Annotated in this window: 11 protein-coding genes; 7 read left to right on the forward strand and 4 right to left on the reverse strand. The window is 48.8% G+C overall.

Annotated elements, in window-relative coordinates; all coding sequences use genetic code 11:
• The first annotated feature begins 13 nt into the window (after positions 1–13).
• The 4 genes from LGV68_RS05385 (at position 14) to LGV68_RS05400 (ending at position 4,527) form a co-directional block, all read left to right on the forward strand.
• On the forward strand, positions 14–919 hold the full coding sequence (locus tag LGV68_RS05385; RefSeq protein WP_020327715.1) for a lysine exporter LysO family protein: 906 nt from the start codon (positions 14–16) through the stop codon (positions 917–919).
• 146 nt (positions 920–1,065) lie between these two features.
• Positions 1,066–1,578 carry a hypothetical protein gene (locus LGV68_RS05390; protein WP_158146710.1) on the forward strand — a complete coding sequence of 171 codons (513 nt, stop codon included), beginning with the start codon at positions 1,066–1,068 and terminating at the stop codon, positions 1,576–1,578.
• A gap of 139 nt (positions 1,579–1,717) precedes the next feature.
• Positions 1,718–3,361: a pyridoxal-dependent aspartate 1-decarboxylase PanP gene (gene panP, locus LGV68_RS05395; RefSeq protein WP_075988691.1), complete on the forward strand. Its 1,644-nt coding sequence runs from the start codon at positions 1,718–1,720 to the stop codon at positions 3,359–3,361.
• A gap of 311 nt (positions 3,362–3,672) precedes the next feature.
• The gene (locus tag LGV68_RS05400; protein WP_020327718.1) at positions 3,673–4,527 is read left to right on the forward strand and encodes a MurR/RpiR family transcriptional regulator; all 855 of its coding nucleotides are present in this window, start codon (positions 3,673–3,675) and stop codon (positions 4,525–4,527) included.
• A 34-nt stretch (positions 4,528–4,561) separates the two neighbouring features.
• Here the strand turns inward: LGV68_RS05400 and LGV68_RS05405 are convergent, their stop codons facing one another.
• Positions 4,562–5,812 (reverse strand): iron-containing alcohol dehydrogenase, encoded by a 1,251-nt coding sequence (locus LGV68_RS05405; RefSeq protein ID WP_047458751.1) that lies wholly within the window; start codon positions 5,810–5,812, stop codon positions 4,562–4,564.
• A gap of 308 nt (positions 5,813–6,120) precedes the next feature.
• Between LGV68_RS05405 and LGV68_RS05410 the strand changes: the two genes are divergently transcribed.
• Positions 6,121–6,387 (forward strand): GrxA family glutaredoxin, encoded by a 267-nt coding sequence (locus tag LGV68_RS05410; protein WP_020327720.1) that lies wholly within the window; start codon positions 6,121–6,123, stop codon positions 6,385–6,387.
• A gap of 167 nt (positions 6,388–6,554) precedes the next feature.
• Positions 6,555–8,237: an aspartate:alanine antiporter gene (locus tag LGV68_RS05415; RefSeq protein WP_020327721.1), complete on the forward strand. Its 1,683-nt coding sequence runs from the start codon at positions 6,555–6,557 to the stop codon at positions 8,235–8,237.
• A 99-nt stretch (positions 8,238–8,336) separates the two neighbouring features.
• Here the strand turns inward: LGV68_RS05415 and fabV are convergent, their stop codons facing one another.
• The 3 genes from fabV to LGV68_RS05430 all read right to left on the reverse strand — a co-directional run bounded on the left by fabV (position 8,337) and on the right by LGV68_RS05430 (position 12,712).
• On the reverse strand, positions 8,337–9,539 hold the full coding sequence (gene fabV, locus LGV68_RS05420; RefSeq protein WP_020430109.1) for an enoyl-ACP reductase FabV: 1,203 nt from the start codon (positions 9,537–9,539) through the stop codon (positions 8,337–8,339).
• A gap of 207 nt (positions 9,540–9,746) precedes the next feature.
• Positions 9,747–12,029 carry an acyl-CoA dehydrogenase gene (locus LGV68_RS05425; RefSeq protein WP_047458749.1) on the reverse strand — a complete coding sequence of 761 codons (2,283 nt, stop codon included), beginning with the start codon at positions 12,027–12,029 and terminating at the stop codon, positions 9,747–9,749.
• Between the two features lie 56 nt (positions 12,030–12,085).
• Positions 12,086–12,712 carry a TetR/AcrR family transcriptional regulator gene (locus LGV68_RS05430; protein ID WP_024374313.1) on the reverse strand — a complete coding sequence of 209 codons (627 nt, stop codon included), beginning with the start codon at positions 12,710–12,712 and terminating at the stop codon, positions 12,086–12,088.
• 392 nt (positions 12,713–13,104) lie between these two features.
• Between LGV68_RS05430 and LGV68_RS05435 the strand changes: the two genes are divergently transcribed.
• Positions 13,105–14,016: a 1-aminocyclopropane-1-carboxylate deaminase/D-cysteine desulfhydrase gene (locus LGV68_RS05435; protein ID WP_252536363.1), complete on the forward strand. Its 912-nt coding sequence runs from the start codon at positions 13,105–13,107 to the stop codon at positions 14,014–14,016.

Consider the following 14,016-nt stretch of genomic DNA (forward strand, 5'->3'; position numbering starts at 1 on the left):
TTTCGAGGAATGTATGTTATCAGGGATGTTGTTTATCTTTGCCCCACTTGTGGTGGGGTATCTGTTCTCTATTCACAATAAAAACTGGCTCGCCAAACTTAACCAAGCTACCTCATCACTGGTCTATGTGATCCTTTTTCTCATGGGACTCAGTCTGGCGGCTTTGGATAACCTCGGTGACAACCTGCAACTGATCCTGAAATACGCGGGCGTATTTTTCGTTCTGCTTGGCACCTGCAACCTGCTTGCTCTACCTCTGGTTGACCGTTTTCTTCCGCTTGCCACCGACACCAGTCACACTAAATTGCCTCTTTCTAGTATGGCTCTTGAATCCGTCAAACTGATTTTAGTGGTCGGTGGTGGCTTGCTGGTTGGTGTCGTTTTCAGTCTTGACCTTTCGTGGGTCGATACCGCAAGCGAATGGATTCTATTCCTGTTGCTGTTCTTTATTGGCATTCAGCTTCGCAACAGCGGTCTTACCTTAGGTCAAATCCTATTGAACAAACATGGCATGGTGATCGCCGCAGTGGTGATGATCACCAGTTGGATTGGCGGCATCATTGCTGCATTGATTCTGGATATTCCCATCTACAAAGGGCTGGCAATGGCATCTGGCTTTGGCTGGTACTCTTTGGCCGGTATCCTGATGGGCGATGCGTTTGGTCCGGTTTATGGCGGCGCTTCATTTATGATAGAGCTGCTGCGCGAGCTGATTTCTCTGGTGCTGATCCCGATGTTTATTAGTCGCAAACCTTGCACCTCCATCGGTTACGCGGGTGCGACAGCCATGGACTTCACCTTGCCAGTCATTCAGACCACTGGTGGCGTGCGTTGTGTGCCAGTTGCGATCGTCAGTGGGTTCATTCTCAGCCTGTTAGTGCCCGTTTTAATGTTATTCTTTGTGTCTCTTGCAGGCTAGATCTCAGGAATAACGTTGCACATCTTTTAAAATGGTGCGCCTTGCGTGTGACGATTTTGTTTCATACGCATTAAGTAAAGCCCAACTGGAAATCAATAAAACCCTGCCCACAGGGTAAAGATAAAAAAGTCGCAAAAGGAACGATTATGAAACGCTTTATTGTCACCATGCTCTTATCGGCTACCTCAATGACCGCGGCTGCAGCCGACAATCAATGTTTTGCGAAAAAATACGATGCCTACATTGATGCTTCACTGGCGTGGTACTCGGATCTTGCCAAAATGACGACGGAAAAATACCCGGAATTGGCTGACGTGAGCCAATGGTTCCTGGAAGGTCGCCAACACCATTTTGAACTGAGCCGTGCAGCGGTTCATTACTACTTAGAGCATGACGCTTCAAAAGTCGCCACCGCGCAACCTGTCGAAGCTTGGCTGAAACTGGAACAACACGATATCAAAGTGCTGGCGTCACGCAGTGATGAACTGGGCCAGATCGCCAAAACGACGTTTGATGATCGTCAAGCCAAGCCACACGAAAAGAACTATGAGCTACGCTCCGCATTTGCTGAACTTCTAAGCCATCCAAAGCAAATTGAAGGTGCACTTAACAAGTACAACGAGGCGATCGCCAAAACAGAAAAAATCGAGTGTCAATAACACTCGGTGGCATGGTACATCTCTGTATATTCTGCCCTGTTGCTCTCCATGGCCATCCGAATTAAGGCGGGACTTTGGTCCCGTTTTCGTTTAGATTGTCTCGCCTGAAACGATAGATTAAAAATTATAACGACGCTGTATGGTATCTGAACACAAAATCGCGGATGCGAACTTTGAAACTCTGCTGCGCATCTTTACCGTGCCAGAAGGGCCAGACTCAACACTGACCCGTATCGAAGAAGAGCTTTCACGCAACCTCAACAAATTTCTGCGCGAACACATCGTAGCAGAAGAAAAACCGTTGAAAGAGATTGAAAAAGATTTCTCTGATGCGCGCATTCCTGATGAGCCGGAATTTGTCTCGGACCATACTCAGCATCTGCTTGATACACTGGTAGCACAGTCGGTGCATACCGCCTCTCCCAGCTTTATCGGTCACATGACATCGGCGTTGCCTTACTTTTTAATGCCGCTGTCCAAAATCATGATTGCCCTCAACCAGAATCTGGTCAAAATCGAAACCTCTAAAGCGTTCACTCCGCTGGAGCGTCAGGTTCTGGGCATGTTGCATCGTCTCATCTACGGTGAGCAAGATTCGTTCTACCAACAATGGATGCACAGCGCCGAGCACTCACTTGGGGCTTTCTGCTCCGGCGGTACTATCGCCAACATTACGGCCTTGTGGGTTGCCCGTAACAACGCACTGAAAGCCGACGGTGATTTCCACGGCGTGGAGAAAGAAGGTCTGTTCAAAGCCATGCGCCATTATGGCTATGAAGGCTTGGCGATTCTGGTTTCCGAGCGCGGCCACTACTCACTGAAAAAAGCCGCCGACGTACTGGGTATTGGTCAGGAGGGTTTGGTTTCAGTCAAAACGGACGAAAACAACCGCATCTGCCCGGAAGATCTCAAGCGTAAAATCACCGAGCTTAAAGCGAACAACATCAAACCATTTGCCGTTGTCGGTGTAGCCGGCACCACAGAAACGGGTAACGTCGATCCGCTGCGCATCATGGCAGAAATTTCTCATCAGGAAGGCTGCCATTTCCATGTCGATGCGGCATGGGGCGGTGCAACTCTGATGTCGAACCATCATCGCCATCTGCTCGATGGTGTAGAACTCGCCGATTCCGTCACTATTGATGCCCATAAGCAGTTGTACATCCCTATGGGCGCTGGCATGGTGCTGTTTAAAGATCCGAGCGCCATGAACTCTATTGAGCATCACGCACAATATATTCTGCGTAAAGGGTCAAAGGACCTCGGAAGTCACACTCTGGAGGGCTCTCGCTCCGGTATGGCGATGCTGGTTTACGCCAGTATGCACATTATCAGCCGTGCCGGATACGAACTGTTGATCGATCAGAGTATCGCCAAAGCACGTTACTTCGCTGATCTGATTCAGGAGCAGGATGATTTCGAGCTGGTTTCTCAACCGGAGCTGTGCCTGCTGACCTATCGCTATCTGCCACCACACATTAGACAAGCGTTGGAAAAAGCAAATGCAGACGATCAGGTTCTGTTAAATGAACTGCTGAATGAACTGACTAAGTTTATTCAGAAGAAGCAGCGTGAAACGGGTAAATCCTTTGTTTCCCGGACTCGCCTCAACCCGATCTGTTGGAATAAACTCGACACCATCGTGTTCCGGGTTGTGTTAGCTAACCCGCTGACCACCAATGAAATTCTTCAATCAGTTCTTGAAGAACAACGCCAGATTGCCGCTTTAGCCCCAAATCTTATGGGTAGAATCGAGCATTTGGCGAAACAAATCCTGGCATAAACCTATCGGATAAAGTTACAGCAAACTGAAAATTTATTTCGTTTTGCTGTAACTCACACATCAATACGGCGCATTTGAATTCCTTTTGATGAGAATTCTGAGCTTAAAACTGTAATTTTTATGAAATTTAGTTTGAGGCTTGTCATATTCTCATCATTCGATACGTCGTTTCATTTCTGAATTATCCGTGCTTAGGTTTATACTCATCCCATGGCGTTGGTGAATGTACCTTTTGGAAATGATTTATTTCCCTCCCCTAAATGGTCACATCGCTTTACCAACGAGTTGTTCTCTACGCCCGCGTGAACACTATGAATACATTAGAAAAAATTCAAAAGAATCTGGAAAATTTTAGCAAGTCGGAACGCAAAGTTGCCGAAGTGATCATGGCTTCGCCGCAAACTGCTATTCACTCAAGCATCGCGACTCTTGCAAAGATGGCTGATGTCAGTGAGCCGACTGTTAACCGCTTCTGCCGCCGCCTTGATACCAAAGGCTTCCCCGACTTTAAACTGCACCTGGCCCAAAGCCTGGCGAACGGTACGCCTTATGTGAACCGCAACGTCGAAGAAGACGATGGCCCGGATGCTTATACCCACAAGATTTTCGAATCAACGATGGCCTGTCTGGATGTGGCAAAAAACAGCCTTGATCCGATGCAGATCAATCGCGCGGTTGACCTGCTGACCCAGGCCAAACGTATTTCGTTCTTTGGACTGGGCGCATCGTCTGCCGTCGCACGTGATGCTCAGAATAAGTTTATTCGTTTCAACATCCCAATTACCTGTTTTGAAGATATTGTGATGCAAAGAATGAGCTGCATTAACTGTACAGACAACGACGTGATCGTCTTGATCTCGCACACTGGTCGAACTAAGAGTCAGGTCGAGATTGCTAATCTGGCGCGTGAAAACGGTGCAACAGTGATTGCAATTACCGCGAAAGATTCGCCACTGGACAAAGCAGCCTCACTGTCTATTTGTCTGGACGTGCCGGAAGACACCGATGTCTATATGCCAATGGCGAGCCGTGTCGTGCAGATGACGGTGATCGACGTGCTGGCAACGGGTTTCACCCTGCGCCGTGGTTCAGGCTTCCGCGAAAATCTCAAGCGCGTGAAAGAAGTATTGAAAGACTCCCGTTACGACAAGCTTTCACACTTTTAATCACTAAAAAACGGAGCCTGATGGCTCCGTTTTTCTATCCGCTCAATTTGCTGCTTTCTTCTTCCGCTGAGTCGTGGATCAACAACACCGCGCCATGTCGGTGCGCCTCTATATCCGCGTCAACACATTCGCCCCGGCATGCACAAACCTGATTGAGAATATAAATCAGCCTTTCCGAGGTTAGTGGAATCGGGTTGCCTTTGATCGCATTCGATTTCATCGCATCTCGCGCTACCTGCTCGAATGAAGTACTGCAAACGCCATACTCACTGAGCGTTGGTAGCTTCAATTTATCCAACATCATCTGCGCCCATAAAGCACCATCTTCGACATTAGCATTTTTACGCCCAGTGAGCAGATGTGACAACCTGCGGTAGCGAGCCAGCACATCCTCGCGTCCTGCAAGCTGCGCAGCATGAATATTCTCGCGCATCACATAAGGGGCTAAACGCGCGGTTATCACGCTGTGCGGTGCATCGAGTTTCCCCCCCAGAGCCGAAGCCAGCCCATGCGCCGCACCGAGTTTAGCGTTGGTAATAGCCATGCCACCGAGCATTGCGGCAAACGACAAATCTGCACGTGCCTTGCTATCATCCCGTACACAAGCCGCCAGAATTGAGCGGGAGAGGCGACGTACCCCTTCCTCGCAAATCATGTCAGTCAACGGATTGGGTTCACCGCACACGTAAGCTTCCATTAAATGGGTGAACGCATCCATCGCGCCGCGGCCAGATGTCGCCAAATCCGTACCGTACGTTAATGTCGGATCAACTATCGCAACATCGGCCAACATTTCCGGACTTCGCAAGCTGACTTTCACCCTATCCTGCCCCGAACGCAGAACCGCATTGCGCGTGACTTCTGACCCCGTACTGGCTGTGGTTGGTATAGCAATAAAGGGTAAAGGCTTGGATTTAAGCGGAACATTGCGGCCGACCACTTCCACATAGTCATAAACATTTCCCTGATTGGGAATGATTGCAGCCAGTGCTTTGCCCATGTCGAGCACACTGCCTCCACCGATCGCCACCACTACATCAGGGCTGAACCGACGCCCTCCTACAGCCGCCTCTTCCACCATCGTGATGTTGGGCTCACCACTGACTGCCAAATGTTGGTAACGCATATTCTGTTGCTGCAGGTAATCCACAACAACATTCGCGCGTTCAGTTCGTTTACCTGACACCAAAAGCACGCTGTATCCGTATTGGCTAATCACCGATAAGGAACTTTGCAGAGCTCCTTCACCAAAGATAATCCGACTTGATGTCATGAACTGAAACATGAGGCCTCCGGGCTGAATGCGTGCGATGCGTTTTAGATTGCTCGTATCACGAAAAAAATTGTTTGATGCAGTGCAACTTGCTGTAAATAACCATAATAAAAAAGCAGGTTTTTGCAGAGCATCACAAACGCCAGCTGCAAATCGTTATCTTTCAGTACGGCTTGCAGTCAGAAGCAGATTAGTGATTAAACAGCGACTGAAGCAAATTTATGCGATAGCTTTTGCCTATCAAAAGAACAGGTAATTGCCACTTTATTTTCTAATTCGGATCGGGCATAGTGGCAACAATCGAAATAAAGGAGAAAGTTATGTTCGTAGTGATTTTTGGCCGCCCTGGTTGCCCTTACTGTGTACGTGCAAAAGAGCACGCAGAAACGTTGAAAGCGAAACGTGACGACTTCAACTACCGTTATGTTGATATTCACGCAGAAGGCATCACTAAAGCTGATCTAGAAAAAACTGTCGGCAAACCAGTTGAAACCGTGCCACAAATCTTCATCGATCAACAACACATCGGCGGTTGTACAGACTTTGAAGCATACGCAAAAGAGCATCTGGGTCTGTTTGACGAGTAAGTTGCAGAATGCATTAGAACCCGCTGATATATAGCGGGTTTTTTATTTGTGGTTTTCCTTCAGAGAAATGTCAAACCGCAAAAATTTCACTTATCTTTTTGCATATTTACGATACAATCCTCACACTTTAACCATTCTCTTCTTGCGCGCTTGAATCGAGCTAAATTGTGAATATCGACGTCGTACTTTTGCTAGACCAAAACCCTATTCTGCTGATTTTTGTTGTTCTGGCTATCGGGCTTGCTTTCGGAAAAATCCGCTTTGGCAGCCTGCAGTTAGGTAACTCTATTGGTGTTCTGATCACGGCCCTGATCATGGGACACCTCGGTTTTACGTTTAACGCCGAGGCGTTGACGATAGGCTTCATGCTGTTCATTTACTGTGTAGGCATTGAAGCGGGTCCGAACTTTTTTGGCATCTTTTTCCGCGACGGTAAACACTACCTCGTACTCAGTCTTGTGGTTCTGGTTACCGCAACGGTTCTGACGTATATCTCAAGTCACTATTTCAATCTCGATTTCGGTCTTGCTGCCGGCATGATGGCGGGCGCTCTGACATCAACGCCTGTATTAGTTGGTGCGCAGGATGCCCTGAACTCTGGCCTTTCCTCGATTCCGCGCAATATGGATCTGTCGTTGGTGCTGGAAAATGTCTCTGTTGGCTACGCGATGGCTTACCTGATTGGTCTTATTAGTATGATCATGTTCGCCAAGCTGCTGCCAAAGATTCAAAAACAGAATTTATCCGATTCCGCTCAACAGATTGCGCAGGAGCGCGGCCTTGGGGGCAGCAGCCAACGTAAAGTCTATCTGCCGATTATTCGCGCTTATCGCGTCGGTCCGGAGCTTATCAACTGGGTAGACGGTCGAAATCTGCGTGAACTTGGCGTTTATCGCCAAACAGGCTGTTACATCGAACGTATCCGTCGCAACGGTATTCTTGCCCATCCCGATGGCGATGCCATTTTGCAGGAAGGTGACGAGATTGCTTTGGTGGGTTTCCCAGACAGCCATGCGCGTCTCGACCCAAGCTTTCGTAACGGCAAAGAAGTATTTGACCGTAACCTACTCGACCTGCGCATTTCGGAAGAAGAGATCGTGGTGAAAAGTGACAGCATTGCGGGCAAACGTCTGTCGGATCTTAACCTGTCAGAATACGGCTGTTTCTTAAACCGCGTAGTCCGCGCGCAGATTGAAATGCCAATGGACCTCGACATCGTCTTGGCAAAAGGTGATGTATTGCAGGTCAGTGGCGAGAAAAGCCGCGTGAAAGGTCTGGCGGATAAAATCGGTTTTATCTCGATTCACAGCCAAATGGCCGACCTGCTGGCATTCTGTAGTTTCTTTATTCTGGGTATTCTGTTCGGTCTGGTGACCATGACCTTTGGTCAGGTGTCATTCAGCCTGGGTAATGCGGTAGGACTTCTGTTGTCAGGCATCACGCTCGGTTTCTTGCGTGCTAACCACCCAACCTTTGGTTATGTACCACAAGGTGCCCTGAATATGGTTAAAGATCTCGGCTTAATGTTCTTTATGGTCGGTATCGGTCTGAGTGCCGGCGGCAAAATGTTTGAGCATCTGTCCGAAGTCGGCCCTCAGGTTATTGGCCTGGCATTTATCGTCAGTGTTCTGCCCGTCGTGTTTGCTTATCTGGTGGGTGCGCACATTCTGAAGATGAACCGCGCACTGCTGTTTGGTGCCATCATCGGTGCCCGCACGTGTGCGCCAGCAATGGACATTGTGAACGAATACGCTAAGTCCACCATTCCGGCATTGGGTTATGCCGGTACTTACGCTATCGCCAACATTCTGATGACGCTGGCAGGTACGATACTGATCCTGCTCAGCTAGTGTACTTCCCTTTCTCGGGCAACGTTTCTCTGTATCACGTTGCCCGAGAAGCAATAAAAAAGGCGCTGATTTCAGCGCCTTTTTTATGTATCTATCGCATTAAATGTCGATAACGTCGAAGCTAACCTCTGGGTTAACGTCTGCATCGTAGTCCACGCCTTCGATACCAAAACCGAACAGTTTCAGGAACTCTTCTTTATACAGTTCGTAATCTGTCAGTTCTTTCAGGTTTTCAGAAGTGATTTGTGGCCACAGGTTACGGCAGTGCTGTTGAATGTCATCACGCAGTTCCCAGTCATCCAGGCGCAGACGGTTCTTCTCGTCAGTTTCTGGCGCGCTGCCATCTTCTTTGTACAGACGATCATTGAACAGACGGAAAATCTGCTCCATACAGCCTTCGTGAATGCCTTCTTCACGCATTTTCTTGAAGACCATTGCGATGTACAGAGGCATAACAGGAATCGCTGAGCTCGCCTGAGTCACAACAGATTTCAGTACCGCTACGTTTGCCGAGCCGCCTTTCGCAGCCAGTTTCGCATTCAGAGCCGCAGATGCGCGATCCAGATCCATCTTCGCACGACCCAGAGCACCATCCCAGTAGATAGGCCAAGTCAGCTCAGTACCGATGTAGCTGTATGCCACCGTCTTGCAACCGTCTGCCAGAACGCCCGCTTCTTCCAGCGCTTGCATCCACAGCTCCCAGTCCTGACCGCCCATGACAGTAATCGTATCTTCGATTTCCTGTTCAGTTGCTGGCTCAACACTGGCTTCGATGATCACATCTTTGTTGGTATCAACCGCTGTAGAGGTGTAAGTTTCACCAATCGGCTTCAGTGCAGAACGAACCAGTTCACCAGTTTCTGGCATTTTACGCACTGGAGATGCCAGTGAGTAAACCACCAGGTCAATCTGACCCAGATCTTGTTTAATCAGTTCAATCGCTTTCTGTTTAGCTTCGTTCGAGAACGCATCGCCATTCAGGCTTTTTGCGTACAGGCCTGCTTCGTGAGCCAGTTTGTCAAACGCTGCTGCGTTGTAGAAACCCGCTGTACCAGGTTTCTTGTCTGTGCCTGGTTTTTCGAAGAATACTCCGATAGTCGCTGCACCGCCGCCGAATGCCGCCGCGATACGAGAAGAGAGACCATAACCACTAGAAGAGCCGACAACAAGCACACGCTTAGGCGCGTTCTTGATTGGACCTTGTGCTTTAGTGTAAGCAATTTGTTCTTTTACGTTAGCTTCACAACCCACTGGGTGCGTTGTTGTACAGATAAATCCGCGAATTTTAGGTTTGATGATCATATTCAACTTCCTTCAAAAATCTTCGCTAGGATAAAAGTTTCGCCCGCAGTTCGCATCCTATTTCTGTAAAAATGCCTTCATTTAGCAAGTGGTTGGAGCACTCGACGCTGAAATTTCCAGCAAGTTACCCTGTTTTTCCGGATGCGGCTTACAAACTAAAGAAGGCTTCGATGAGGAAGCCTTCTTGGATGGACACGAACGATTCAATTAAGCGACGTTATTTAGCTTAGGTTTACTATTCTTATTGGTCAAAACTTCGGAGAAATCGTGACTAAAGTGGTCAACCTGTATCGCTTTGTAGCGCAGTTTGTCGGCAGCCAGAATCGCTTCAACTTCATCCGCTGTCAGCACACCTGCCGCTTTGGCTTGCTCAAGGCGGTCGCCCAACAAACCTTTGCGAGCCACCTTGCCTTCCTTCACACCTTTTGCCAACTGACGTTCCAGCCCTTTGATGCTGTACATCGCCAGGAAAGCTTTTTCCATCAGACCGACACTGTCATTCTCATCTTTACCGATGTAGCACAACTGTGTCAGACGATCACGGTGCGCCCCCGGAGTCATCAGGCTATCTGCAATGTTCAGCGTCAGATTGTCGCTTGGCGCATCGAAATGGTTACCAAATGGGAACAACAGGCCTTTGAGCAGTTTGCCAACAGACTTAATCGGATAGTTACGGTACGCTTCATTCAACGACTTCGCCGCGTGGTGCAAACAGTATTGCATTGAGTAGTGTACGTAATTCAGATCCGCCTGCTGACGACCTTCGTCTTCATAGCGTTTCAGGACGGCAGACGCCATGTACAGATAGCTCAGACCATCCCCCAGACGCGCTGAAATCATCTCTTTACGTTTCAGCTCACCACCCAGTGTCAGCATGGCGAAATCTGCACTCACCGCTAAAGCGCGGCTCAGGCGGGTCATTTGCTTGTAGTACTGTTTCGTTGGGCCACTCATATCGGCTTTGATAAAGCGCGAACCTGTCACCGCCGCACCAAACGCGCCAAAGGTGTTTTTGGTTGCATGAGCAATGTGCTTGAACAACAGCTCATCAAACTCTTTCGCACCTTGTTTCTCATCCGGGTTCGCCGCAGCTTCCATCTCTTTCAAAACATAAGGATGACAACGAGTGGCTCCCTGACCAAAGATCATCAGGTTACGGGTCAGAATGTTGGCGCCTTCGACGGTAATCGCCACTGGCACACCGAGATAATGACTCGACAAGTAGTTCATCGGGCCTTCCTGAATCGCACGCCCAGAGTGAATATCCATCGAATCATTCAGAATAGTCCGCGCGATCTCCGTCATGTGATATTTGGCAATTGCCGTCACAATCCCCGGTTTTTCTTTCAGATCCAACGACGTGGTGGTCAGTGTGCGCGTCGCTTCCAACAAATAAGTCAAACCACCGATGCGGCCCATGGCTTCGGCAACACCTTCAAACTTACCGATCGACATACCGAACTGTTTGCGCACATAAGCATAAGCACCTGTGGTTCGCGCCGTCAGATGGCCGATGGCCGTACCTAGTGCTGGTAGCGAAATACCACGACCCGCAGACAGACATTCCACCAGCATACGCCAACCTTTACCGGCGTAATCCACACCACCGATCAGCCATTCCATCGGGATAAACACATCCTGACCGCGCGTTGGACCGTTCATGAAAGCCAAACCAAGCGGATCATGACGCTCACCGATTTCAACACCTTCGTGGTCGGCAGGAATCAGCGCACAGGTAATACCGATATCGACTTTGTCTCCCAGCAGTTTATCCGGATCGCTCATCTTAAACGCCAGACCCAGCACCGTCGCAACAGGAGCCAAGGTGATGTAGCGTTTATTCCAACTGATGCGAACACCCAGTACTTCCTTGCCTTCGTGCTTGCCGTAACACACGATACCCTGATCCGGAATACCACCAGCGTCAGAGCCCGCTTCTGGGCCAGTCAGTGCGAAACACGGAATATCCGTACCGTCAGCAAGACGCGGCAGCCAGTAATCTTTTTGTTCTTGAGTGCCGTAGTGTGAAAGCAGCTCACCCGGTCCCAATGAGTTTGGCACCATGACGGAGACCGCAGTACTGATGCTGCGCGTTGCAATGCGAGTTACGATGGTTGAGTTCGCCAGAGCAGAAAACTGACGGCCACCGTACTCTTTGGAGATAATCAAAGAAAAGAAACGCTCTTTACGCAGGTAATCCCAAACTTCTTTAGGCAAATCGCGATCGTGCTTAACAATCTTATGATCATCAAGCATGGACAGCAGGGTTTCCAACTCATTGTCCATGAAGGATTGCTCCTCCGCACTCAGAGTCGGTTTCGGGTAGTGATGCAATTTCTTGAAATCTGGCTTGCCAGAGAATAGCTCACCATCCCACCAAACGCTCCCCGCTTCCATCGCTTCTTTTTCAGTGTTCGAAAGCGGTGGAAGTACCTGTTTAAACAGTTTAAAAGCGGGGTCGCTAATCCATTTTCTTCGTAGAGAGCACATTGTTCAGATCCTTTTGTTCACTGGTCTTAAATCACGTTATTTAAATTATAGTTTCGTTATTGTGCGGCTACTCCGGCCGCTAAGTATGGAATGATCTGGTCGACAACGGTTTTCGCATCCACCTTATTTCCAAAATCGTTTTCGGCAATCTCGGCCAGAGCCTGGCTCGATGCCATCGTGAATACACACGTACCCAGCGTAAAATGCAGTCGCCAGAACAGGGTTTCACGCGTCAGGTTCGGATTGGCTTTCATCACCGATTCAATGAACAGCGACAACACATCATCGTAACGGGTGGTGATAAACCAACGCAGGTGACCCTGTACATCGGTATAGCCACGTCCAATCAGCAACATAAAACGGCTGGTACCGTTCGGACGAATATCGTTGAGTGCACGCAGCGGGCCGCGCAGCGATTCAAACACATCTGCCATGCTGTATTCATCACGCAGATTCAGATTTATCAAGGCATCGTGCACCGCAGGCATGAACGCTTCTAGATAGCGGTTCAATACTGCACGCACCAATGTTTTTTTGTCACCAAAGTGGTAATTGACCGACGCCAAGTTCACGTTCGCTTTGCTGGTAATGGTCCTCAGCGATGTATCGTTAAACCCGTATTCCGCAAACAATCCTTCTGCGACGTCCAGTATCTTATCCTTCGTACTACTTCTTGGTGCCATTTCAATCACTCGTATCAAACATATGTTTAAAATATACCTTTGACACACATGGTTAACAAGTAGTTAACATCACATTTTTTACTCATGGTCCGACCAGGCGACATTTTCTACACCCAACTTTTTGATCCAGCTCTAATTCATAAAAAAGTGAAGTTTTTTTATCTTTTCTGGGAACTCTTTTTGTGAAGCCCGGTCTGAATTATCGTAGTTGGCAGAGCTTTAAGAGTTTTACAGGCCGTCGAACTTTCTTCTTTCACTGACAACTGACATTTACGCTGCTTTTTCTTATTAACTCCTATGTTTGTATCAGCCCGGATCGTCTTTGTTCCGGGCTTTTTTTCATCTGGCGATCAAGGCACACTACACATCACTGTTTTTGCTGACGGATAAACATGAAGCTCGCCCACAGCCCTATCACTTATCACCACTTTGCCAATCTTTCGTTTCACCTCAAGCGAGACGACCTGCTTCATCCTCAGTTCAGTGGCAACAAAGCGCGTAAATTCATGACGCTGTTTGAGGGACAGTATTCAACAATAACCACGCTGATAAGTTACGGTTCCGCGCAAGCTAACTCGCTCTATTCTTTAGCAGCCCTCGCCCGCCAGCGAAACTGGCAACTGGAGTTCTATGTCGACCATATCCCCGCTTGGCTGAAAGCTACGCCGATTGGCAACTACCGGGCCGCACAGGAGCTGGGCGCACGAATCATCGAGACCCGGCCTTTGGGTGAGCATCATCCGCGCGACTATATTGCTCAAATTCGCCAGCCGGATGACTCGTGTCTTTTTGTTGAGGAAGGTGGACGCAGCACTATCGCCGAACAAGGTGTCACTCAACTTGCCAATGAATTATTGGCATGGATAGCGCAACAGCCAAAACAGGCGTGGCGGGTGGCATTGCCGTCAGGTACCGGCACCACAGCGTTGTTCCTGCATAAAGCTCTATCCGAGTACGATATTGAAGTGGTGACCTGCCCTTGCGTAGGTAGCGAGGCTTATCTTGTTGAGCAATTTATCGAGCTGGGAGAAACATCCCATCCGGTGATCATCAATGCTTCATCCAAACACCACTTTGGTCGCCTTTATCAGCAGAACTACGAAATTTGGCAGGCTCTCCACAATCAGACAGGTGTCGAATTTGATTTACTCTATGACCCGCTAATGTGGCGCAGCCTGCTGGAATGGCTGCCTACTCAGCCACATAAGTCATTGATTTACATCCATCAGGGTGGATTGTTGGGTAATGAGAGCATGCTTCCACGCTATCGGCGTCAATTTGGCAAAAATGAACAGCAAGAGTAA

Source organism: Vibrio sp. LQ2 (assembly GCF_023920125.1).
Lineage (GTDB): Bacteria > Pseudomonadota > Gammaproteobacteria > Enterobacterales > Vibrionaceae > Vibrio > Vibrio fluvialis.